This window comes from Acinetobacter sp. ANC 4636, assembly GCF_054454555.1.
Genome location: NZ_JBTKVD010000003.1, coordinates 192,761 through 217,115 on the forward strand (window position 1 = coordinate 192,761; position 24,355 = coordinate 217,115).

Annotated in this window: 20 protein-coding genes, 1 tRNA gene and 1 pseudogene; 14 read left to right on the forward strand and 8 right to left on the reverse strand. The window is 44.4% G+C overall.

The annotated features are described in order from the left end of the window. Nucleotides 1-3 precede the first annotated feature (3 nt). From lpdA to ACX1N5_RS04890, 5 genes are all read left to right on the forward strand, one after another. Entirely contained in the window at nt 4-1,407 is a 1,404-nt protein-coding gene (gene lpdA / locus ACX1N5_RS04870) for a dihydrolipoyl dehydrogenase (RefSeq protein ID WP_458800403.1), read from the forward strand. A 159-nt stretch (nt 1,408-1,566) separates the two neighbouring features. After that, the gene (locus ACX1N5_RS04875) at nt 1,567-2,625 is read left to right on the forward strand and encodes a 2,3-butanediol dehydrogenase (RefSeq protein WP_458800401.1); all 1,059 of its coding nucleotides are present in this window, start codon (nt 1,567-1,569) and stop codon (nt 2,623-2,625) included. 138 nt (nt 2,626-2,763) lie between these two features. After that, nucleotides 2,764-3,549, forward strand: a complete 786-nt coding sequence (locus ACX1N5_RS04880) for an acetoin reductase (RefSeq protein WP_458800399.1) — start codon at nt 2,764-2,766, stop codon at nt 3,547-3,549. Nucleotides 3,550-3,843: 294 nt separating this feature from the next. Continuing rightward, entirely contained in the window at nt 3,844-5,004 is a 1,161-nt protein-coding gene (locus ACX1N5_RS04885) for an iron-containing alcohol dehydrogenase (protein ID WP_458800397.1), read from the forward strand. Nucleotides 5,005-5,137: 133 nt separating this feature from the next. After that, nucleotides 5,138-6,634 (forward strand): CoA-acylating methylmalonate-semialdehyde dehydrogenase, encoded by a 1,497-nt coding sequence (locus ACX1N5_RS04890; protein ID WP_458800395.1) that lies wholly within the window; start codon nt 5,138-5,140, stop codon nt 6,632-6,634. Nucleotides 6,635-6,919: 285 nt separating this feature from the next. Here the strand turns inward: ACX1N5_RS04890 and ACX1N5_RS04895 are convergent, their stop codons facing one another. The 6 genes and pseudogenes from ACX1N5_RS04895 to ACX1N5_RS04920 all read right to left on the reverse strand — a co-directional run bounded on the left by ACX1N5_RS04895 (nt 6,920) and on the right by ACX1N5_RS04920 (nt 11,187). After that, nucleotides 6,920-7,675 (reverse strand): IclR family transcriptional regulator, encoded by a 756-nt coding sequence (locus ACX1N5_RS04895; RefSeq protein WP_458800670.1) that lies wholly within the window; start codon nt 7,673-7,675, stop codon nt 6,920-6,922. 99 nt (nt 7,676-7,774) lie between these two features. Continuing rightward, a complete protein-coding gene (gene lptB, locus ACX1N5_RS04900) occupies nt 7,775-8,524 on the reverse strand; it encodes an LPS export ABC transporter ATP-binding protein (protein WP_458800393.1) in 750 nt (249 codons plus the stop codon). Beyond that, on the reverse strand, nt 8,521-9,108 hold the full coding sequence (gene lptA / locus ACX1N5_RS04905; RefSeq protein ID WP_004751658.1) for a lipopolysaccharide transport periplasmic protein LptA: 588 nt from the start codon (nt 9,106-9,108) through the stop codon (nt 8,521-8,523). The genes lptB and lptA overlap by 4 nt, the downstream gene beginning before the upstream one ends. Further along, nucleotides 9,092-9,640 (reverse strand): LPS export ABC transporter periplasmic protein LptC, encoded by a 549-nt coding sequence (lptC, locus tag ACX1N5_RS04910; RefSeq protein WP_458800390.1) that lies wholly within the window; start codon nt 9,638-9,640, stop codon nt 9,092-9,094. Before lptC ends, lptA begins: the two co-directional genes overlap by 17 nt. 27 nt (nt 9,641-9,667) lie before the next feature. Further along, a pseudogene (locus ACX1N5_RS04915) lies at nt 9,668-10,206 on the reverse strand (KdsC family phosphatase). 3 nt (nt 10,207-10,209) lie between these two features. Then, nucleotides 10,210-11,187, reverse strand: coding sequence for a KpsF/GutQ family sugar-phosphate isomerase (locus ACX1N5_RS04920; RefSeq protein WP_458800668.1), 978 nt, complete (start codon nt 11,185-11,187; stop codon nt 10,210-10,212). 321 nt (nt 11,188-11,508) lie between these two features. Here ACX1N5_RS04920 and cysS point away from each other — a divergent pair, with 321 nt between their 5' ends. Then, nucleotides 11,509-12,930, forward strand: a complete 1,422-nt coding sequence (gene cysS, locus ACX1N5_RS04925) for a cysteine--tRNA ligase (protein ID WP_458800388.1) — start codon at nt 11,509-11,511, stop codon at nt 12,928-12,930. Nucleotides 12,931-12,993: 63 nt separating this feature from the next. Next, a tRNA-Gly gene (locus tag ACX1N5_RS04930) sits at nt 12,994-13,069 on the forward strand. 74 nt (nt 13,070-13,143) lie between these two features. On the opposite strand, the gene ACX1N5_RS04935 is transcribed toward ACX1N5_RS04930, so the two are convergent. Next, the gene (locus ACX1N5_RS04935) at nt 13,144-14,124 is read right to left on the reverse strand and encodes a LysR substrate-binding domain-containing protein (RefSeq protein ID WP_458800387.1); all 981 of its coding nucleotides are present in this window, start codon (nt 14,122-14,124) and stop codon (nt 13,144-13,146) included. 517 nt (nt 14,125-14,641) lie between these two features. Between ACX1N5_RS04935 and ACX1N5_RS04940 the strand changes: the two genes are divergently transcribed. The 3 genes from ACX1N5_RS04940 (at nt 14,642) to ACX1N5_RS04950 (ending at nt 18,715) form a co-directional block, all read left to right on the forward strand. After that, nucleotides 14,642-15,868, forward strand: coding sequence for an acyl-CoA dehydrogenase (locus ACX1N5_RS04940; protein WP_458800385.1), 1,227 nt, complete (start codon nt 14,642-14,644; stop codon nt 15,866-15,868). Nucleotides 15,869-16,096: 228 nt separating this feature from the next. Beyond that, nucleotides 16,097-17,413 carry an MFS transporter gene (locus tag ACX1N5_RS04945; protein ID WP_458800383.1) on the forward strand — a complete coding sequence of 439 codons (1,317 nt, stop codon included), beginning with the start codon at nt 16,097-16,099 and terminating at the stop codon, nt 17,411-17,413. A gap of 60 nt (nt 17,414-17,473) precedes the next feature. Beyond that, the gene (locus tag ACX1N5_RS04950) at nt 17,474-18,715 is read left to right on the forward strand and encodes a CaiB/BaiF CoA transferase family protein (protein WP_458800381.1); all 1,242 of its coding nucleotides are present in this window, start codon (nt 17,474-17,476) and stop codon (nt 18,713-18,715) included. A 165-nt stretch (nt 18,716-18,880) separates the two neighbouring features. On the opposite strand, the gene ACX1N5_RS04955 is transcribed toward ACX1N5_RS04950, so the two are convergent. Continuing rightward, entirely contained in the window at nt 18,881-19,477 is a 597-nt protein-coding gene (locus ACX1N5_RS04955) for a helix-turn-helix domain-containing protein (protein WP_131379833.1), read from the reverse strand. 294 nt (nt 19,478-19,771) lie between these two features. On the opposite strand from ACX1N5_RS04955, the gene glnT reads away from it, so the two are divergent. Genes glnT through ACX1N5_RS04975 form a run of 4 tightly spaced genes read left to right on the forward strand, consistent with a single transcriptional unit; the run spans nt 19,772 to nt 24,242 of the window. Next, nucleotides 19,772-21,163 carry a type III glutamate--ammonia ligase gene (glnT, locus tag ACX1N5_RS04960; RefSeq protein WP_004900693.1) on the forward strand — a complete coding sequence of 464 codons (1,392 nt, stop codon included), beginning with the start codon at nt 19,772-19,774 and terminating at the stop codon, nt 21,161-21,163. A gap of 44 nt (nt 21,164-21,207) precedes the next feature. Continuing rightward, the gene (locus ACX1N5_RS04965) at nt 21,208-22,131 is read left to right on the forward strand and encodes a class II glutamine amidotransferase (protein ID WP_458800378.1); all 924 of its coding nucleotides are present in this window, start codon (nt 21,208-21,210) and stop codon (nt 22,129-22,131) included. A 29-nt stretch (nt 22,132-22,160) separates the two neighbouring features. After that, complete coding sequence (locus ACX1N5_RS04970; RefSeq protein WP_458800376.1) at nt 22,161-22,880, forward strand: GltB/FmdC/FwdC-like GXGXG domain-containing protein; 720 nt, start codon at nt 22,161-22,163, stop codon at nt 22,878-22,880. Nucleotides 22,881-22,907: 27 nt separating this feature from the next. Continuing rightward, on the forward strand, nt 22,908-24,242 hold the full coding sequence (locus tag ACX1N5_RS04975; protein ID WP_458800375.1) for an FMN-binding glutamate synthase family protein: 1,335 nt from the start codon (nt 22,908-22,910) through the stop codon (nt 24,240-24,242). Nucleotides 24,243-24,355 lie beyond the last annotated feature (113 nt).

Consider the following 24,355-nt stretch of genomic DNA (forward strand, 5'->3'; position numbering starts at 1 on the left):
CACATGTCAGAAACACAATTTGATGTGGTGGTGGTTGGTGCAGGACCGGGGGGATATGTGGCTGCCATTCGTGCAGCCCAGCTCGGACTGAACACTGCGATTGTTGAAGCGCAGCATTTGGGTGGGATTTGTCTGAACTGGGGCTGTATTCCGACCAAAGCCTTACTCGCAGGCGCAGAACTGGCCACTCAGTTTAAACATGCGGGACAGTTTGGTTTTCAGGTGTCACAGCTTGAGTTTGACCTGCAACAACTGGTCAAGCATAGCCGTCAGGTGTCAGCACAACTGGTACAGGGTATTGCACATTTGCTGAAAAAAAATCAGGTTACGGTGTTCGATGCCAAAGCTAAACTGATCGGCAAAGAAACCCTGCAACTGACCGATGCCAAGGGTCAACAGCAGATTTTAACTGCACCCCATATTATCTTGGCGACAGGCGCACAGGCACGACATTTGCCACAACTGCCTGTCGATGGCAAATATGTCTGGAGTTATAAAGAAGCATTAGTTCCTGAACAATTGCCAAAGCATTTACTGGTGGTCGGTTCGGGCGCAATCGGTAGCGAGTTTGCTAGTTTGTATCAGGACTTGGGCTGTCAGGTCACGTTGATTGATATTGCCAAGCAAATTTTACCGACCGAAGATGCCGAAGTTGCCCAGTACGTGCAAAAACAGTTTCAGCAAAAAGGCATGCAGGTGCTGACCCAATCGGCGATTCAAAGTATCCGTATTGTGAATGAACAAGTGCAATGTGTACTGACTACGCCACAAGGTGAACAGACACTTGAGTTTGATCGGGTGCTTTCAGCAATTGGGGTGCAGCCTAACACTGCACATTTGGGTTTGGAAGATTTAGGCGTTGAATTGAATCCTCAAGGCTTTATCCAGACCGAGGCCTACTGCAAAACCAATGTTGTAGGGCTATATGCGATTGGTGATGTGGCAGGTGCACCGTGTTTGGCACATAAAGCCAGCCATGAAGGTATTTTGTGTGTGGAAAAAATTGCAGGGGTGCAGGGGGTACATGCCTTAGATCGTAGTCAGATTCCAGGCTGTATTTTTACCCATCCACAAGTGGCCAGTATCGGGCTGCATGAAGCGGCGGCTAAAGCACAAAACTTGCCGATTCATATTGGTAAGTTTCCACTGTCTGCTAATGGTAAGGCGCTGGCTTTGGGAGATAGTGCAGGCTTTGTCAAAACCATTATGCATGCGGAAACAGGCGAATTGCTTGGCGCACATATGGTGGGGCATGAAGTCACCGAGCATATACAGGGTTTTGCGATCGCTAAATATTTGGAAGCGACTGATGCCACGCTGGCGCAGGTGATTTTTCCACATCCGACCTTGTCGGAAGCGATGCATGAATCGATTTTGGCATCCATGCAACGCGCGATTCATATTTAGCTTTTTAAGAAATAGACTTCTTTCATAACTGCTTACATCCTCTTTCTTTTTCCCTGAGCCAGATTGCAATATATTTCAATGTGGCGAAAGAAAAATAAAAGAGCCTTATAAAAGAAGTCTAATCAGTATGGCATATGCCTTTTTTATGGATACAAAACAATGAAAGCAGCACGTTTTTATGACAAAGGGGATATCCGCATTGAAGATATTCCAGAACCTGAAGTGAGTGCAGGCACCGTTGGCATTCAAGTGGCATGGTGTGGAATTTGCGGCACAGATCTGCATGAGTTTATGGAAGGTCCGATTTTTATTCCACCGTGTGGGCATCCACACCCGATTTCGGGTGAATCTGCACCGATCACGATGGGACATGAATTTTCAGGGGTGGTTTATGCAGTGGGTGAAGGGGTAACCGACATTCAGGTGGGACAACATGTGGTGGTTGAACCCTATATCATTGCTGATGATGTACCGACAGGACCAGGTGAAAACTACCATCTCTCCAAAAATATGAACTTTATTGGCTTGGGTGGTCGAGGCGGTGGATTATCGGAAAAAATTGCGGTCAAACGCCGCTGGGTACATCCGATTTCCAACAACATTCCGCTCGATCAGGCTGCGCTAATTGAGCCGCTTTCAGTGGGGCATCATGCCTATGTGCGTAGTGGTGCTAAAGCAGGCGATATCGCTTTGGTGGGAGGAGCAGGGCCGATTGGTTTATTGCTGTCTGCGATTCTCAAAGCCAAAGGCTTAACCGTGATCGTCACTGAACTGAGTAGCAAGCGTAAGGAAAAAGCCAAAGAATCTGGTGTTGCCGATTATATTCTTGACCCATCACAGGTCGATGTAGTCGCAGAAGTCATGAAAATTACCCAAGATCGTGGTGTCGATGTTGCCTTTGAATGCAGTAGCGTCAACAAGGTCTTAGACACATTGGTGGCTGCCACCAAACCGACAGGTGTGATTGTGATCGTGTCGATCTGGAGTCATCCAGCCAGCATCAATGTGCATAGCGTGGTCATGAAAGAGCTGGATGTGCGCGGCACGATTGCCTATGTCAATGATCATCAGGAAACCATCAAACTGGTTGAGCAAGGCAAGATCAATCTTGAGCCGTTTATTACCCAGCGCATTCAACTGGATGATCTGATTTCACAAGGCTTTGAAACCCTGATTCATAACAATGAATCGGCGGTGAAAATTATTGTTCATCCTTAAGATTTTTATGGATGAAGCACTGACTTCTCTTGGTGAAATACGAATCGTTGCTATTTATTTGTAGTGATCGAGCTGAGAGAAGTCATTTTGAACACAGGAGCAGGATTGTCCTGAAAATTAGATAAAAAGGATAAAATGATGCCAAGAGGATTACACAATAAAGTTGCCTTGGTGACAGGTGCAGCACAGGGTATTGGACGCGGAATTGCACTACGTCTGGCACAAGAAGGCGTACATGTGGCATTGGTTGATATGCATCAGGAAAAATTACAGCATGTGCAGCAGGAAGTACAGGCACTTGGTGTACAAGCTAGTACTTTTATTGCGGATGTCAGCCAGTTGGAACAGGTCGCATTTGCGATTGATCATGCTGAAAGCAGTTTGGGCGGTTTCGATATCATGATCAATAACGCAGGGATTGCACAGGTTCACGCACTTGCCGATGTTACCCCTGCGGAATTTCATAAAATTGTCGATGTGAATATTGGTGGGGTGCTATGGGGCATACAGGCAGCCGCCAAGAAATTTCAGCAACGCAAGCAAAAAGGCAAAATTATCAATGCCTGTTCGATTGCAGGGCATGATGGTTTTGCTTTATTGGGCGTGTATTCGGCGACCAAGTTTGCAGTGCGGGCGCTGACACAGGCAGCTGCCAAAGAATATGCCAGTCAGGGCATTACCGTAAATGGCTACTGTCCCGGGATTGTAGGTACAGACATGTGGGTGGAAATCGATAAACGCTTTTCTGAAATTACGGGGGCGGCGATTGGTGAAACCTACAAGAAATATGTTGAAGGAATTGCTTTAGGGCGTGCTGAAACTCCAGATGACGTGGCAGCTCTGGTGGCATTCTTAGCCAGTGAAGATTCGGACTATATTACAGGTCAGTCGATTTTGACCGATGGCGGGATTGTTTATCGCTAGTTTAAAAATTCTATTTAAGTTTTGATCTCCAACCGCTCAATAGAGCGGTTTTTTTAATTTTGTAATGACTGCTACCGAAAATAGAAAGAATTAAATATTGACTAAAATTGATCAAAAATCATTTGCGAGGATGCGAAAGTTAATTTATATTCATTTAATAATGATACGATATGTATCGTTTTAAAAAATAAAAAAGCTCAGGATAGCTTCATCATTATGCAAACCGATCAGCTTGAATGCCATCACAATGACTCAAAAGACTGATTGGTTGTGATGGTGCAATAGAGGGAAACTATGTCACACCGTATTGTTTTACCGCGTATTTTAGAAATTGGTCGCAATGCCCGCAGTCAGTTACCTGAGATTTTAACGACTTTAGGGGTAAGCAAACCCTTAATTATTACCGATCGGGTGATGCTATCCTTGGGCTATGTAGATGAATTACAAAAAATCTTAACTCAAGCCAATATCTCAACCGATTACTTTGCTGACACCATTCCAGAGCCGACGGCCAGTTCGATTGCTGCGGGCGTAGAAAAAGTTCAGTCTCAAGATTATGACGTGATCATTGCGATTGGCGGTGGCAGTGTGATTGACAGCGCCAAAGCAATTGGCATTTTAGGGAAATTTGGTGGCGAAGTTCGTGACTATAAATTTCCACGTCAGGTCACGGAAACTGGGTTGTCCATCATTGCCATGCCAACCACCGCAGGCACAGGTTCGGAATGCACCAAATTCACCATTATTACCGATGATGTCACGCATGAAAAAATGCTGTGTACGGGAATTGGTTTTTTACCTGTTGCGGCAATTGTCGATTATGAACTGACGCTAAGTTTGCCTGCACGTACCACTGCCGATACAGGCATTGATGCGCTTACACATGCCATTGAAGCCTATGTCAGTAAAAAAGCCAATTTATACAGTGACTCACAGGCATTGGCTGCCATGAAGTTAATTGGTCAAAACCTGATTCAAGTCTATCAACACCCTGAAGATGTGACAGCACGTGAACAGATGATGCTAGGCGCAACATTGGCAGGCATTGCATTTTCCAATGCGTCGGTCGCCTTGGTGCATGGCATGAGCCGTCCGATCGGGGCATTTTTTCATGTGCCGCATGGGCTTTCCAATGCCATGTTGCTGCCAATGATCACTGCATATTCGATAAATGCTGCACCTGAGCGTTATGCGACTTGTGCCAAAATGATGGGTGTTGCAGAACCCAATGATGCGACTGATCTTGCCAACCAGAAACTGGTGGCTGCACTGGAGCACATCAACCAAGAACTCAAAGTACCGACCTTGGCTGAGTTTGGGGTAAACAAAACCGAGTTTGATGCCGTGGTTGAAACGATGGCAGAACAGGCCTTGGCATCGGGTTCACCGAACAATAATCCAGTTGTACCAAGCGCCGAAGAAATGATACAGCTGTATCAAAAATTATGGCAATGAATGGCCTATTTTTAAATCAACACTAGACTACTTTCATCATTTTTACACCTTCTTTATATTTCTCTTAGAGGGAGAAATAAAAAGAACTTATGAAAGAAACTTGATCTTAGAATCATAATGAGGAACTCCCACAATGGACATGATTGGTCATTTTATTCAAGGCAAACTGTGTTACGAGCATGCCCGTACCCAGGCGGTTTATAACCCTTCAACGGGTGAGCAAAGCAAGGAAGTTGCGATTGCCAGTGTAGAAACTGTTGAGCAGGCGATTGCTGCTGCACAAGCTGCATTCCCAGAATGGCGCGATACGCCTGTGATTAAACGTGCGCGTGTCATGTTTAAATTTAAAGAATTGCTTGAACAGCATGCCGATAAAATCTGTGAACTGATCGGGGCTGAACATGGCAAGATCGTGCATGATGCCGCAGGCGAGTTGCAACGCGGCATTGAAAATGTTGAATATGCTTGTGGTGCGCCAGAATTTTTAAAAGGCGAATTTAGCAAAAATGTTGGACCATCGATTGACTCATGGAGTGAGTTTCAACCGCTCGGTGTAGTGGCGGGAATTACGCCGTTTAACTTCCCTGTGATGGTGCCATTGTGGATGTTCCCGATGGCGATTGTCTGTGGTAACTGCTTTGTCTTGAAGCCATCAGAAAAAGATCCATCTTCAACCCTGTTCCTTGCTGAATTATTGAAACAGGCAGGTTTGCCAGATGGCGTGTTTAACGTGGTGAATGGTGACAAAGTCGCGGTAGACACCTTGCTGCATGATCGACGTGTACAAGCGGTGAGCTTTGTGGGTTCAACCCCTATTGCTGAATATATTTATCAGACTGCGACTTCAACAGGTAAGCGCTGTCAGGCGCTTGGTGGTGCGAAAAACCACGCAATTGTGATGCCAGATGCCGACCTTGAAAATGTAGTGAGTTCATTACTCGGTGCAGCGTTCGGTTCATCAGGCGAGCGTTGTATGGCACTATCGGTTGCAGTTGCGGTAGGCGATGAAACTGCCGATGCCTTGGTGCAACAACTCAGTGAACGTATGCAAGGTTTGAAATACGGACACTTTGCCAATAAAGACAATGATTTTGGCCCCGTGATTACTGCTGAACATAAAGCCAAAGTGATTGGGCATATTGACAGTGCAGAGCAGCAGGGTGCAATCGTGGTGGTCGATGGACGTCATGCTGCACCAGAAGGCTATGAAAAGGGTTACTTTGTTGGTGCAACTCTTATTGACCATGTCAGCCCAGACATGCTCAGCTATAAACAGGAAATTTTTGGGCCTGTACTGCAAGTGATTCGTGTTGCGACCATGCAAGAAGCCATGCAACTGATCAACGATCATGAATATGGCAATGGTACTTGTATCTATACCCGCGATGGTGAAGCAGCACGTTACTTTACCGATCATATCCAAGTTGGCATGGTTGGGGTAAATGTCCCACTGCCTGTCCCTGTGGCTTATCATAGCTTTGGTGGCTGGAAACGCTCATTGTTTGGTGATTTATATGCTTATGGGCCAGATGGTGCACGTTTCTATACACGCCGTAAAACCATTACCCAACGCTGGCCATCGAGCAATGTCCGTGAAGGTGTGCAATTTTCAATGCCAACGCTGAATTAATCTGAATTCCATATAGAAACCTATAAACACAATAGGGTCTATGTAAAGGTCAGTTGTATGTTGATGTCATAGTTACATTTGTAACATACTGTTTTTAAATATATTAAAACAGTGATGATATTTGACCGAGTTTGCAACTGACAAATACTTTTGCCTACTTTTCTTTTGGGAAAAATAGGCAAACCCGAATCTTGAGCTTGAAATGTAGGTTAAAACAATAAGGTTTAAATATTGAAATTTATTATTTATTTTCAATGATTTAATATTTTTTAAATACTTGTTTAATTATGTTTGCTGAATGAGTTGACTGAGTTCCTGTGCTGCCTCGCGTAATGCAGGCTCATACTCCATCAAATCCTGTAGTGACTTGCGAATGGTCGGTGCATGAGTATATAGACACGCGACAATCTGCTGCTCGGCATTTAAAATGGGTACAGAACAGGCCACCATCCCCGCAATAAACTCTTCATTATCAGTGCCTAACTGTTGCTCAAAAATACGATGTAAATTTTGCTCAAGCGCTGCTTTGTCAATGATGGTATTTTTGGTCATTGGCTGAATCGGCAAATGTTTCAGTACATTGCTCAGACGCTCTTTATCCAGATAACTTAAAAACAGCTTACCGCTCGACGTACACCATAGTGGAACTTTTGACCCTACAGGCAGATATACTTGCAGGGGCCAGTTGGTTTGTACCCGATCGGTATACAGCATTTCATTGTCTTGTAAAATCGCAATACCACAGGTTTCACCAATTTGATCCGACAGTTTTTGTAAAATCGCCAATCGTTCAATTTTTTTAGGTTCCTGATTCCATGAACTGACCAGTAAGGCATGAGTGCGTTGCCCAACAACATACCCGCCATAGGTATCGAGTTTAATGAATCCTTCTTTTTCTAAGGTCTGCAATAAACGATGAATACTTGGTTTGGGAATATCAAGGGCAATAGCTAAATCGAGAGGAGTAGGAGGATGTTGTGCTGTTGCAATGGCCTCGATAATTTCGAGTACACGCGTAATAGATGAGCCTTTTTTCTTAATTTGATCCGCCACTGGTCTTGCCTTATCTTAAAATTGAATGCTAAAAAAAGCCGTATATTTTGCAATATACAGCTTTGAAAATGCTGAGCAAACTAAAATTTACACGGTAAAATCTTCACCTAAATAAACTTCACGCACTGTAGCATTTTCCAGAATTTCTTGGGCTGTACCTTCTGCAATTACAGCACCTTCACTAACAATATAAGCCTTTTCGCAAATCGCCAGTGTTTCACGTACGTTATGGTCAGTAATTAACACACCAATACCGCGGTTTTTCAAGTTCTGAATAATCTCTTTAATGTCGCCTACCGAAATTGGGTCAACCCCTGCAAACGGTTCATCGAGCAACATAAATTTAGGGTTGGCGGCCAAAGCACGGGCAATTTCTGCACGACGACGTTCACCACCTGATACACTCATACCTAAAGAATCTTTAATGTGGCTGATTTTAAAGTCATCCAGCAATTCTTTCAGGCGTTGTTCACGTTGGGCTTTGTTTAATTCTTTACGAGTTTCCAAAATTGCCATGATATTTTCAGCAATAGTTAGTTTTCGGAAAATCGAAGCTTCTTGTGGTAAGTAGCCAATGCCTTTGCGGGCACGTTCATGCATGGCAAAGTGTGACAGATCTTGATCATCAAGATAAATTTCACCTTTATCCATACGTACAAGACCCACCACCATGTAGAAACTGGTGGTTTTACCTGCACCGTTTGGACCTAGCAAACCCACAATTTGACCACTGTGCATTTCAAAAGAAACGTCTTTAACTACCCAGCGCTTGCTATAGTTTTTGGCAAGATGATGGATACGGAGCGTTTGTGGCTGATTGATGAAGACATCACTCATTTACTTTTTGCTCCTGGAGCAGACTGTGAAGAGTTTGGTGGAATCACAATCTGAACACGACCTTTATTTTGACCTGGGCTAGTCGAAGTTGCTGCACCACCTGATGAACTGCCTACAGCTTCAATATCGCCTTTATTCATGCTGTAACGTAGGGTTGCACCACGTACACTTGCACCATCCTGATTGACATAGGCATTACCATTTAAGGTTAAAATTCCTGTGTCTGCATTGTAGATAATCTTTTGTCCTTCGCCACGAGCAAAACCTTTGTTTGGATCGGTTTTTTGCTGGAAGCGAGCAGGGTGTCCATTAGCTGTTACTGTGCTGATTTGACGATTTTTGTTGAGCTGTGCAGTGACTGAATCAGCTTGTAACTTCATAGAGCCTTGTTCAATAACCACATTACCTGAATAGGTGGTATAACCAGTTTTATCATTATAAGTTGCACGATCGGCAACAAGAGAAATGGGCTGGTTACGGTCAGTGGGTAGTGCAAAGGCTGACATTGCCGTGCAAGACAGGGCTCCTAAAATGACAACATTGAAGACCGTTTTAACATGTGAATGTTTAGGATTTAGGAGCATAGTTTCCTCTAATATTGAAAAACTCGTATTGTCCTGAGTTTAAGTCGGCTTTTAGGCCATGACTTATAAACTGACTCTGTGCAGAATCGACAGTCACCATATGTGTGGTTTCAAGCTGTCGGGTTTTTGGATAGCCAGTCAATTGATCAGTCCGTAGCGTCATCACGCCTTGAGCGGTATTTTTGTGGGCAACCACATTACCAGATAATATTACTTTCTGATTGTCATCGTAGCCATCGGCACGAGATGCAGTATAGGTTGCATCGATTTTACCATGACTATATGTTGTCGCATTGAAGTTATATAACTGAGATGTATTGTTTTGTTTATTTTGTGCCATTTCATCAACCGAGGCGCGTACAGACACATGCCCTTGTTGATCAGTTTGGGTGATTTTTACGTCTTTGGCCGAATAGGTCATATTGCGAGCCGAATCGACATCCAGTTTTTTACTTTTGCCGCTAAAGTAATAGTAACCACCGCTTATGGTGCCAATTACAATCGCTGCGATATATAAAGTTTTAGTATCCATAAGCGTAGTTTATCAAACAATTATCAGTTAATGCGGGACAGCAGTGAATTTTTCAAGAATTCCTCGTAAACCCCTTTTGCCTGTAACAGCATATCGCATACTTCGCGTACAGCACCACGTCCACCCATGGCTTGGGTCACTAAATCTGCACGGCGACGTACTTCAACATGGCCATTTGGAACAGTCACTTTCATGCCTGCAATCGCAAATGCTGACAGGTCTGGCCAGTCATCGCCCATGTATAAACAATCTTGTGGTAATAGGTTAAATTGTGCACATGCTTCACGTAGTGCCATGCCTTTATCTTCACGACCTTGAAAAACCAAGTCAACTTTGAGGTCAGACATACGTTTTTCAACAATATGGCTTTTGCGCCCTGTAATGACAATTACTTTTAAACCAGCCTGTTGTGCCAGTTTCATACCCAAACCATCACGGATATCGAAAGATTTGATTTCATCGCCTGTGTTGGTGAAGGTTACAAAGCCATCACTTAAGATACCATCAACATCTAAAACCAAAGCTTTAATATGGCTGGCTTGTTCTAACAATACATAAGATGCCATGGGTTACGCTACTCCAGCTTGAATCAGGTCATGCATACTAATTACACCAATCACTTTATTTTGATCATCTACGACAACAAATTGATTAATTTTTCGATCACGTAATTGCTCTAACGCATCTACTGCACGAGTTTCAGAAGAAATGGTGGCAGGTTTTTTAATCATCACATTTTCGACAGGTAGGTTTACATCAAAGCCTTGCTGTTTATCAATCAAACGACGCAAGTCTCCGTCAGTAAAAATACCCAGTAAAGTATCGTTTTGATCAACGACTGTGGTCAAACCTAAACGTTTATCCGAGATTTCATACAGGACGTGGTTCATTGGGGTGTCTGGAGATACTTTAGGCAGTTCTTCGCCTGTGTGCATGATGTGTTTAACATGCAAAAGTAGGCGCTTGCCTAAAGCCCCTGCAGGATGAGAACGAGCAAAATCATCGGAAGTAAAGCCGCGTGCTTCTAGTAAAGCGACAGCCAAAGCATCGCCCAAAGCTAAAGTCGCTGTGGTACTTGAAGTCGGTGCAAGACCCAGCGGGCAAGCCTCCTGAATGTCACCTAAGGTCAGGGCAACATCGGCATTTTGTGGCATTGGGCCTTTGTTATTGCCACTAATGGTAATGAGCGGTACACCCACATGTTTAATCAGTGGCATGAGCATCATGATTTCATCGCTTTTCCCTGAGTAGGAAATGGCAATCAGCACATCACCTTTGACCAGCATGCCTAAATCGCCATGACCTGCTTCACCAGGATGCATGAAGAAAGATGGTGTACCTGTAGAGGCAAAGGTCGCCGCCATTTTGCGCCCGATATGCCCAGATTTCCCCATGCCTGTAACGACCACACGACCTTTGCACTGTAAAATAATTTCACAGGCCTTGACGAAATGTTCATCAATTTGTGTGGCTAAAACATCTAACGCTTGCTGTTCAATCTTTAAAGTTTCTAGGGCGACTTTTTTAAAATCAATAGGATTCATGATGTGTGGGGAGTTCAAAATTAGCTACCTTACCAAAATACAGCTGGAAAATATATTCAAGGTTTGATTCAACAATAGATCTGATTCTAACATAAATAGGGTGTGTTGACATTTCATCTATGGCCTGCATTGTTGGCGAAAACAACTTAAACCAGATATGACATGAAGGCGATGCTGACACCATTGACAAGTTCCCTAATCTAACCGCAACTTCAGCTTATTTATGTCGATGGTTATCTTATATTTTTTAGGGATAAAACTTTGTGAAATATTGTGCATCAGTTATGATGAGGCATCTTTAGTTTGAACATTTGAAGACTTTATATGCAACCCTTTGTTTTATATAACTCTGAGCAACGTAAAAAAGTTGAATTTGTACCCCGTAAAGCAGGGCATATCGACATGTATGTTTGCGGTATGACCGTCTATGACTATTGTCATATTGGGCATGCTCGAGTCATGGTTGCATTTGATTACATTATTCGTTTTTTACGTAGTCAGGGTTGGAATGTCAAATACGTGCGCAATATCACCGATATTGACGACAAGATTATTAAACGTGCCAATGAAAATGGCGAAAGCATCACCGCATTGACTGATCGCTTTATTCAGGCCATGAATGAAGATGCTGAAAATCTGGGCTGTTTGCATCCAGACGAAGCACCACGTGCGACTGAGTATATTGACCAGATGCAAAGCATGATTGGCAACTTGGTTGAGAAAGGTGCAGCGTATCCTGCAAGCAATGGCGACGTCTATTTTCAGGTTGAAAAATTTGCCAAATATGGTCGTTTGTCGGGTCGTAAACTGGATGACATGCAAGCGGGCGCTTCAGATCGTGTCGATGTCGAAGTTGAGAAAAAGCACCCATTTGACTTTGTACTTTGGAAACATGCCAAAGCCAATGAACCTGCTTGGGCTTCACCTTGGGGACAGGGTCGTCCAGGCTGGCATATTGAGTGTTCAGCGATGTCAACCTGTTGCTTGGGCAACCATTTTGACATTCACGGTGGTGGTTCAGACTTGATGTTCCCACACCATGAAAATGAAATTGCACAAAGTGAAGCTTCAACAGGCGAACAGTATGTCAACTACTGGATGCATGTCGGCTTTATTAATGTCGATGGCGAAAAAATGTCGAAGTCTTTGGGCAACTTCTTTACCATTCGCGATGTGATGGATAAATTCCATCCTGAAGTGATCCGTTACTTTATTGTGTCTTCACATTACCGCAGCCCAGTCAATTTCTCGGATGTGGCATTAAAAGAAGCGAAAACTACGCTAACCCGTTTCTATCATTCATTTAAAGCCTATCAACAAGTGTATGGCGAAAAGACCGTTGAAACTTTAGATCATGAGTTGGTTGAACGTTTCAATAGTGCAATGCGTGATGATTTCAATACGGCTGAAGCAATTGCCGTGCTGTTTGAAGTTAACAAAGAACTCAACCGTGCAGTGAAAGAAGAAAATGCCGAACAGGCAGCCGTTTATTATTCAACACTGCGTCATCTGACCAATATTTTAGGTTTGGTACAGCACAATGTTGAAGACTTCTTAAAGTCAGATATTGGTCAGGATGCTTTGGGCTTGTCTGAAGAACAAATCGAAGATTTGATTCAGCAACGTCAAGATGCCAAAAAAGCCAAAGACTTTGCCAAAGCTGATGGAATCCGCCAGTCATTGCTAGATCAAGGCGTAGTTTTGGAAGATACCCGTCAGGGTACTGTTTGGCGTCGTGCTGATTAATTAGACACTTGGATGCCAAAAGAGTTGACAGCTTTTTGAAAAACTCTATAATGCGTCCATATTGCGGGAATAGCTCAGTTGGTAGAGCATAACCTTGCCAAGGTTGGGGTCGCGAGTTCGAGTCTCGTTTCCCGCTCCAAAATTTAAAAAGCCTCAAGATTTGATCTTGAGGCTTTTTTTATTGCGTGAAAAAATGAGAGAAGATTTTTCTATCTATGTTGCTGCTGTGTCAGATTGCATGGCACAGGTTGTATTTTTATTCTGATAAATTTGTGTTTCATGTTCCAGCCATTCAATAAATTTTAAAATCAGCGCACTGTTTTGCTGCTCCGAATAAACAAAATAATACGAACGCGAACCCATTAGTTTCAGCTTGGATGCAATGACCAAGTCACCGTTATTCAATTCTTTTTCAAGTAGCATTTGTGGAATCAGTGCAACTCCCATGTGGTGGGTAGCTGCAACGGCAAGCATGGAAAACAGTTCGTGCCGCTGACCATCTGTCGCATACGGGTGATCGTAGCCTGCGGTATGAAACCATTCTTTCCAGATATAAGGTCGTGTGGTTTGTTGTAAAAGTGGCAGTCGGCTGAGCTGTTCGGCACTCAAATCAATGTGTTGAAACTGGTCCAACTGGACTTCTGGGCAATATTTTTGAATGAGCTGTTTCGAACACACAGGAACCACATCTTCTTGCATCAGAAACTGCACTTTTGCACCTGCCCAGTTTTCGACCTGAGCAGGGGTACCTGCATAAATTGCCGCATCGAAAATATGTTCGCTAAACAAAAAGGGTTTGGTACTGGTTTCAAGGTGGACAGTAATTTCAGGATAGATCTGATTGAAACGATATAGTCGCGGTAGTAGCCAGCGTGTGGCAAAGGTGGGCACAACACCGAGTTTCAACGTGCCACCAAGCCCTTTATGCGACATCAGATCTATAGTGCTTTGTTCAATGCTCAATAAAGAAGACTTGATACTTTTAAAATATTGCTCACCTGCCAGCGTCAATTCAACACCGTGACGGGTACGATGAAACAAGGCAAGGTTGAGAAATTCTTCTAATTGCTGGATTTGTCTGGAAACTGCACTTTGGGTAATGCACAGTTCCTGCGCCGCGTAAGTATAACTTTTATGTTTGGCAGCAGATTCAAAGCAAATCAGTGACTGTAAAGATGGAATCATCCGACGCATATCACGATCCTTGTCATATCGGTGGATTTTTAGATTGAGGTATTTAGAAATAACATAGATTAGCGTTAAAAATAAAATCTTCGTTCTATAAAAATAGAAAAATTACTGAATTTAAATGCTCTTTTCTTAATCACCTTAACCCGATAAGTCGTGTTTAAAAAATTAGATATACGAAAATCTTATCTGTATTGTTTGAGCTAAAATCTTTTTAATATTATGTTTTTAAATTGTTTTTATAAAAATAATCTTGAGCGAGTTTTGTAGAGAGTATCCTCACAATATATTTTGAGTGCCTAAGTAGGTTGTCTTTACACGGCTGTGCCACTCATCCTGAAATATGAGTCAAAACGAGAAGGCTTCATCATCACATTCATGCTTTGAGTAAGCATTTTCATTGAGATTAGATTCGCTAAGATATGCGTAAACCGCATGACTGTATGAGAAATAATCGTTTGCCGTCTAAACTGACTGATCGTAGCATGAAGGAAAAGACAAACCAGAAAAGGCTAGGGAAGCGATGAATCAAATGGTCGAGAAAACAAAAAAATCTGCACGTGTTCAATTTAACTGGGAAGATCCATTTTTACTGGAGCAACAACTGGCTGAAGAAGAACGCATGATTCGTGATGCAGCGGCAGCGTACTGTCAGGATAAACTCATGCCACGTGTGCTGGAACAATTCCGCCATGAAACCACAGATCCGCGTATTTTTCGTGAAATGGGCGAGTTGGGTCTGCTTGGGCCGACCATTCCTGAACAATATGGCGGTGCAGGGCTCAATTATGTCAGCTATGGTCTGATTGCCCGTGAAATCGAGCGCGTTGATTCGGGTTACCGCTCTATGGCAAGCGTGCAAAGTTCCTTGGTGATGGTGCCGATTAATGAATTTGGAACTGAGCAGCAAAAACAGAAATATCTGCCGAAACTGGCGACAGGTGAATACATTGGCTGTTTTGGCTTAACTGAACCAGATCACGGTTCAGACCCTGCAGGCATGTTGGCGCGTGCCAAAAAAGTGGCTGGTGGTTATCGCCTTACAGGCTCAAAAATGTGGATTACCAATAGCCCGATTGCCGATGTATTTGTGGTTTGGGCAAAAGAAGTGTCGGCAGAAGGTCATGTCGGTGATATCCGCGGTTTTATTCTGGAAAAAGGCTGGGAGGGATTATCTGCTCCTGCAATTCACGGCAAGGTTGGCTTGCGTGCTTCCATTACAGGGGAAATTGTCATGGATGGCGTATTTGTTCCTGAAGAAAATGCTTTCCCTGAAGTGCGTGGTTTAAAAGGTCCATTTACCTGTTTGAATAGTGCGCGTTACGGCATTGCTTGGGGTGCGATGGGTGCCGCAGAATTTTGCTGGCATACCGCACGTCAATACACTTTAGACCGCCATCAGTTTGGTCGTCCTTTAGCTGCCAATCAGCTGATTCAGAAAAAACTGGCTGATATGCAAACCGAAATTGCACTTGGCTTACAGATTGCCTTGCGTTTTGGACGCATGAAAGATGAAGGTCTTGCGGCAGTCGAAGGTACATCCTTAATTAAACGCAATAACTGTGGTAAGGCACTGGACATTGCCCGTCTAGCCCGCGACATGTTGGGTGGCAACGGGATTAGTGATGAATTTGGCATTGCCCGTCATTTGGTCAATCTGGAAGTCGTGAACACTTATGAAGGCACACATGACATTCATGCCTTGATTTTGGGGCGTGCACAAACAGGCATCGCTGCATTTGCCAACTAGATAACCCCTTTTTATTTGAAAATTCTTGGAGATGCTCGTCATGGGCATCTTGAGGAGACATTTGTTTTTAAAATCTAAACAAAGCATAGTCAGGGATTCATCACGGAGAGGCGGTATGCAGAAAAACGTTTTGCCAAGCAATAGGGATACAACAAAAACAGGCACAGCGATTTTCACATGACCTGCAGATGAATGACCGAGACTCATTTGGGAAAATGAGGTGTCAAGATGAACAATGATGTTCAAGCGGTTGTTACAGATTTACCCCGTTCGTTACCGACAAATATTGGAACATACGAACAAATTACCTCGAATACTTGGAAATGGGCGTTACTGTTTGCCTACTTTGCCATGGTGGTGGACGGCATCGATATCATGTTGCTGTCCTATAGCTTAACCAGTCTAAAAACCGCATTTGGCTTATCGACCCTTCAGGCAGGTGCGCTCGGCAGTGCATCTCTGGCGGGTATGGGGATTGGCGGCATATTGGGTGGCTGGGCATGTGATAAGTTTGGTCGGGTCAGAACGATTGCCCACTCGGTGACTTTCTTTTCCGTGGCGACCTGTTTACTCGGTTTTACCCAAACTTTTGAGCAGTTCATGGCACTTAGGTTTATTGGTGCGTTGGGAATCGGGGCGCTATATATGGCATGCAATACCCTGATGGCAGAATATGTTCCAACCAGTTACCGCACAACTGTACTGGGCACTTTACAGACAGGACAAACCGTAGGGTATATCGTTGCAACGATTTTGGCAGGGGCAATTATTCCTGAGCATGGTTGGCGTGTTTTGTTTTTCATTACTGTTATTCCTGCCGCGATCAATATTTTTCTACGACGTTTTGTTCCTGAACCGAAGTCATGGCAACTGACCAAAATCCAGTCATTAAGCGCAGAAAAAACAACAATTCAAATAGAAACACCACAAACCAATAATCGCAGCATTTATCAGCAGATTTTTACCAATCTAAAACACCGCAAAATGTTCCTGCTCTGGATGACCACCGCCTTTTTTCTACAGTTCGGTTATTACGGTATCAATAACTGGATGCCAAGTTATCTGGAAACCGAATTGCATATGAACTTTAAATCCTTGACCAGTTATATGGTGGGTTCATATACCGCGATGATTCTTGGAAAAATTCTGGCAGGTTACCTTGCCGATAAGTTCAATCGCCGTGCAGTGTTCGTCTTTGGAACCTTAGCCAGTGCCATTTTTCTGCCTGTGATTATCTTCTTCAATACGCCAGATAACATTTTATATTTGCTGATTACCTTTGGTTTTCTGTATGGCATTCCATACGGAGTCAACGCAACTTATATGGCGGAGTCTTTCTCGACCGATGTACGTGGAACAGCAATTGGTGGTGCTTACAATATTGGGCGTGTCGGAGCAGCCATCGCGCCTGCAACCATCGGCTTTTTGGCGTCGGGTGGCACATTTGCCAGTGCGTTTATTGTCATGGGGACTGCATATTTTATCGCAGGGGTTTTACCTGGAATTTTTATCCGTGATCGCCAGTACGATCCGCAAAAATCATAAGAACTGTAAAAGATGGCATCAAAAAACGGATGCCATCTCTATCATGAAAAGGATGAGTGTATGGGTGCATTAACAGGATTACGTGTGCTGGATTTGAGTCGGGTGCTGGCTGGCCCTTGGTGTGGTCAGATTCTGGCAGATTTGGGTGCAGAAGTGATCAAGATTGAACGTCCCAAACTCGGGGATGATACCCGTATGTGGGGGCCGCCGTGGATGCCCGATGAACAGGGGGATGCCACCCGAGAAGCGGGTTATTATCAGTCGGCAAACCGCAATAAATATTCGGTGGCAGTCGATATTGCTTCACCTGAAGGTCAATTGTTGATTCAGGACATGGTTAGGGATGCTGATGTACTGATTGAAAACTATAAGGCAGGCTCTTTAGCCAAATATGGTTTGGACTATGTCAGCCTGAGCAAGATCAACCTAAGACTGGTGTATTGCTCGATTACTGGCTTTGGACAGACAGGGCCACGTGCGGCAGAACCTGGGTATGACTTTATTATTCAGGGTATGGCTGGGCTGATGAGTATTACGGGTGAGCCAGAAAACGTGCCGCAAAAAGTCGGGGTTGCAGTGACCGATTTGCAAACGGGGCTGTATGCCACCATTGCGATACAGGCAGCACTATGGTCACGCTTAAGTACAGGCAAAGGGCAACATATTGATCTGTCACTGCTCGATGTTCAGGTTGCAGGTTTGGCCAATCAGGGCATGAACTATCTGCTGACTGAAAAATCACCTGTCCGTATGGGCAATACTCACCCCAATATTGTGCCGTACCAAACATTTAAGGCAAAAGATAAAGACTTTATTATTGCCTGTGGTAACGATAAACAGTTTAAAGATCTATGTATGGCGATTCAGCGAGCAGACCTTTGGGAGCATCCTGATTTTCACTCAAATCAGGATCGGGTTAAACATCGGCATGCCTTGATTCAGCAATTGCAGCAGCACTTTTTAACTCAAAATGCACAATTTTGGGTGGATTGTATCCATGCGAAACAAGTACCTGTGGGCATGATTAATTCCATCGAGGACGCTTTGCAAGAACCACAGATACAGGCACGTAACATGCTTGTGAATGTGCCACATCCGCAAAATTCGGATTTTAAAATGATTGCATCGCCAATTAAATTGTCAGGCACACCGATTGAATACCGTCAAGCACCGCCTCGTTTAGGGGAGCATACTTGGTCTGTACTCAAAAAATATCGCAGTGAAAGCGAATTGCGACAGCTCAAAGCAACAGGGGTGATTGAGGCGTTTGCTGAGCAGGGTGATGTTGTCGGTGTGGAATAAGAGAGAGGAAAAGAGATCATTAGACTTGTTTCATAATTGCTTACACCCTCATTCCCTTGTGGAACAGTGTTCCTCATCCCATAGGGAGAAATAAAAGGGGCTGATGAAAAGAAGTCTATAGACAGGCATTTGGGAGAGACATCATGCCTGTCTGTGATCTAAAAATTATTCTTGTGGCTGCGCATAGTTCATTACAGACAGTAAGCGAATCGGTACCTGAATCAGCTTTTCTGGGCCATGCGGAATTTCACCTTCTAAGGTCAGACAGTCACCTGGCTGCATATGAAATACTTCATGCCCGTGACGATACAACAATTCACCTTCTACTAAATACAACATTTCCGTACCTGGATGGGCAAAAGTCGGGAATTCCTCGCTGGCATCATCCATGCTGACCAGATACGCCTCAAAGTTTTTACGTGGACCACGTGAATGGGTGATTAAACGATAGGTATGACCTTTTTCCGTACCACGGCGAACCACTTCCATACCATCGCCCGACTTGACTAGCATGGCGTGACTTTCTTGCTGGTCGTATTGGCTAAATAACGTCGACATCGGAATGCCCAACACTTCACACAGGCGGCTCAGGGTTTCTAAACTGGTCGAGACTTGAGCATTTTCAATTTTGCTGAGCATGCCCTGACTGATTCCTGCGATTTGTGCTACTTCAGACAATTTCAAACCTTGTTCTTGACGATGGCGTTTGATTTGAATGCCGATATATTGTTCGAGTTTTAAACTATTTTTACTTTGTCTCATTCTGGTTCATTCCTGCACTATTTCGATACCAATATTGCCTTCTAGTTTACTGCAAAGCGCAAACGAACTTTGTCAAAACATAAAATTCCTATTGAGAAATATATATTCTTGTTGGAAATATAGTCGATTTTTACCAATAAATCACAATTTTTTTTAATGGCTGCAAAGTTGGCAAGGGATTTGCTTTCTTATTAGGAAAGAAAATTTCTTGAATGGAATTTTTAAAACCATGTAAGCACAGAAAGATGCATTTTCTGCACCACATTTAGTTTTTGTCATATGGGAGTATGCCAAATGTTGCAGCAAGCCGTAACGGAGATGTTTGATCAACATCAACTCACCAAAAAACCGATGTATCGTCCAGAGGTTCAACAGGTGATTGATCAGTACCAATTAAAATATGTATTGGCACAGTTTGTCGATATTCATGGTGCTGCAAAAACCAAATCTGTACCCATTTCTGGACTAAAGGCAATCGAGAAAGATGGCGTTGGTTTCGCAGGTTTTGCCATCTCGGGCATGGGGATGCAGCCTCACGGTCCGGATTTCATGGTAAAAGGCGATTTGTCGAGCTTGACCCCAGTGCCTTGGCAACCTGGTTATGGTCGTGTGGTCTGTGAAGGTCATGTCAACGGTCAGCCACATCCTTACGATTCGCGCTATGTGCTCCGTAAACAAGTTGAGCGTTTAAGTGCTAAAGGCTGGACGCTCAATACAGGTTTAGAGCCAGAGTTTAGCCTGTTTCGCCGTGCGGAAGATGGTTCACTGAAAATGGTGGATGACTCGGACAACCTCGACAAACCTTGCTATGACTATAAAGGCTTATCGCGTTCACGTGAGTTTTTAGAGCGCTTAACCGAAGCCTTGATTCCTGTCGGTTTCGACATTTACCAGATTGACCATGAAGATGCCAACGGTCAGTTTGAAATTAACTATACCTACAGCGATGCCATGAATTCGGCAGACATGTTTACTTTCTTCCGTATGGCAGCAGGTGAAATTGCCAACGATCTGGGCATGATCTGCTCGTTTATGCCAAAACCTGATCCAAAACGTGCGGGTAACGGCATGCATTTCCATCTGTCCATCGGCAGTGAAGAATCTAGCAACCTGTTCCATGACCCAAGTGACCCAAGCGGTATGGGCTTATCCAAAATGGCCTATCACTTTATTGCGGGTTTACTTGAACATGGCCCAGCACTCTGTGCTTTCTGTGCACCAACCGTGAACTCGTATAAACGCCTTGTGGTGGGTCGTTCATTGTCTGGTTCGACATGGGCACCTGCATTTATTGCTTATGGTTCCAACAACCGTTCAGCCATGGTGCGTATTCCTTATGGTCGTATTGAACTGCGCCTTCCAGATGCAGGTTGTAATCCTTACTTGGTGTCAGCCGCGATTATTGCTGCGGGGCTAGATGGTATTGAACGTGAACTGACTCCACCCGCAGCCTGCAATGAAAATCTGTACAGCCTCGGACTGGAAGAGATTGCTGCACGTGGCATAGAAACTTTGCCACAGTCACTCAAAGAAGCGGTTGAAGCACTCAAAGCCGACCCACTGTTCCGAGAAAAAATGGGTGCAGAAATCGTGGATGAGTTTATCAATCAAAAAAGCATGGAATGGGTGGAATACAGTCGACATGTGTCTGACTGGGAAATCCAGCGTTATACCGAATTTTTCTAAATTTAAGATAAATCAACAGAATTGAATCTATTGGAGTAAGCATTATGTGTGGCATTGTCGGACTTTACTTAAAAAACCCTGCACTTGAATCTCAACTGGGCAAACTGTTTGAACCGATGCTTGAAGCGATGACTGGACGCGGGCCAGACAGCGCAGGCTTTGCAATCTATGGCGATGAGGTGCAAGATGGCTGGGTCAAACTGACCTTGCAAACTACCGATGAAAACTTTAACTGGCAAGCATTTGCAGAAAAACTGCAAGCCAAACTCGGTACAGGGTTTGACTGGTTCCAAAACGCAACGGCAGCCGTGCTTAAAGTCGAAGCAGATGAAACGACTGTTCGTGCAGCAATCACTGAGCTTGTGCCTGAACTGAAAATCATGAGTGTCGGACAAAGCATTGAAATTTTAAAAGGCATGGGCTTGCCTGTGGAAATTTCTGAACGCTTTGGCTTGGCCAACATGAAAGGCAGTCACATTATCGGGCATACCCGTATGGCAACCGAAAGCGCGGTCACTATGGAAGGCAGTCATCCATTCTCAACAGGTGCAGATCTTTGCCTTGTGCATAACGGTTCATTGTCCAACCATGCGCGTTTACGTCAGGAATTGAAACGCCAAGGTATTCATTTTGAGACTGACAATGACACAGAGGTGGCTGCGGGCTATCTCGCTTGGCGCTTACAAGAAGGCGATAACCTCGAACAGGCACTCAATCATGCCCTCGATGATTTGGATGGTTTCTTTACCTTTGCAATTGGTACACGCGATGGTTTTGCCGTGATTCGTGATCCGATTGCCTGCAAGCCCGCAGTTCTGGCAGAAACCGATGACTATGTGGCAATGGCGTCTGAATATCAGGCACTGGCTTCACTACCAAACATCGACAAAGCCAAAGTCTGGGAACCAGAACCAGCAACTTTATATGTATGGGAACGCTCAGCAGCCAAGACTGGCGAAGCAGCATAAAGACCAAAACAATTAGAGGAATCAACAAGATGAATAGCACAGTATTGGCAGACAAAATCGAATTAAAAGACACTTTTGACCTGAGCGTGGACAGCATTCGCGAACTGAATCAGGCATTACATACCCCTGAATTGGTTGCTGCAATTCCTGCATGGACTGTGCAGAATCCAGCAGGTCAGCACAATATCGCAGTCGGTATGAAAGCCCCTGTACAAGTCACCATTGACGGTCACGCAGGTTATTACTGCGCAGGGATGAACCAAGAAGCTGATGTAATCGTAAACGGAAACGTCGGTGTAGGCGTTGCGGAAAACATGATGTCGGGTTCAGTCCGCATCAAGGGCAATGCGTCACAAGCAGCAGGGGCAACAGCACATGGTGGTTTGTTGGTGATCGATGGTGATGCGGGCGCGCGTTGTGGTATTTCCATGAAAGGTGTGGATATTGTGGTGGGTGGCAGCATTGGACACATGAGCTGCTTTATGGGACAAGCAGGACGCTTGGTGGTGTGTGGTGATGCAGGTGATGCATTGGGCGACTCACTTTATGAAGTGCGTATTTATGTCAAAGGCACAGTGAAATCTTTGGGTTCAGACTGTATTGAAAAAGAAATGCGTCCAGAACACATTGCCGAGTTGGCAGAGCTGCTAGAGCAGGCAGGGTTTGATGAAGATCCAACTGCATTTAAACGCTATGGTTCGGCGCGCCAACTGTACAACTTCAAAGTCGACAACGCATCTGCTTACTAAACCCAACGTGGCTCGGAGATTTTAATCATGACTCAATCTACTACTCAATTTGAACCAGTATTACGCGAATCTGCGACATTTGACCGTTTAACGATTCAGGAAATTCAACGTGCTGCCTCTACAGGGATTTATGATATCCGTGGTGGTGGAACCAAACGCAAATTGCCACACTTCGATGACTTGTTATTGCTCGGTGCGAGCATGTCACGTTATCCGCTTGAAGGTTATCGTGAAAAATGCGGAACAGATGTGGTGCTTGGCACACGTTTTGCCAAAAAACCGATTCACCTGAAAGTGCCTGTGACTATTGCGGGAATGAGCTTTGGTGCTTTATCTGCCAATGCCAAAGAAGCGTTGGGACGTGGTGCAACCATGGTGGGTACATCAACCACAACAGGTGACGGTGGTATGACCCCTGAAGAACGCGGTCATTCGCAAACTTTGGTGTATCAATACCTGCCTTCACGCTATGGCATGAACCCAGACGACTTGCGCAAAGCCGATGCGATTGAAATTGTACTCGGCCAAGGTGCAAAACCAGGGGGGGGCGGTATGCTATTAGGTATGAAAGTCACTGAGCGTGTTGCTGGTATGCGTACATTACCCGTCGGTGTGGATCAACGTAGTGCCTGTCGTCACCCTGACTGGACAGGCCCAGATGACCTTGCGATTAAAATTGCAGAAATCCGTGAAATTACTGACTGGGAAAAACCGATCTATGTGAAAATCGGGGCAAGCCGTCCGTATTACGATGTCAAACTTGCGGTGAAAGCAGGCGCAGACGTGATTGTACTGGATGGTATGCAAGGTGGTACGGCAGCAACTCAGGAAGTGTTTATTGAACATGTCGGAATTCCAATTTTACCTGCAATTCCACAAGCGATTCAGGCACTTCAGGAAATGGGCATGCACCGCAAAGTGCAATTGATCGTCTCAGGCGGGATTCGTACAGGGGCTGACGTTGCAAAAGCCATGGCACTGGGTGCAGATGCTGTTGCGATTGGGACAGCGGCATTGATTGCGCTCGGCGATAACCATCCACGTTTAAATGAAGATTTGAAAAAAATCGGTTCAGCATCAGGTTATTACGATGACTGGCAAAATGGTCAAGACCCTGCGGGGATTACGACTCAAAACCCTGAATTATCAAAAAATCTTGACCCGATTGAAGGTGGTCGCCACTTGGCAAACTACTTACGTGTGTTAGTACTTGAAGCACAAACCATGGCGCGTGCCTGTGGTAAATCACACTTGCATAACCTTGACCCAGAAGATCTTGTCGCACTGACTGTTGAGGCAGCCGCGATGGCACGTGTGCCATTGGCAGGGACAAATTGGGTACCTGGTCAAGTTCAGTTTTAACTGAGTCTGACCCTAACCATAAAAGCGAGCCATGTGCTCGCTTTTTTTTACAGACTTTTACTGAGTTGATTTGTTATGCTGTTGGAAAATTTATAGTAATAACAAGGAGACTT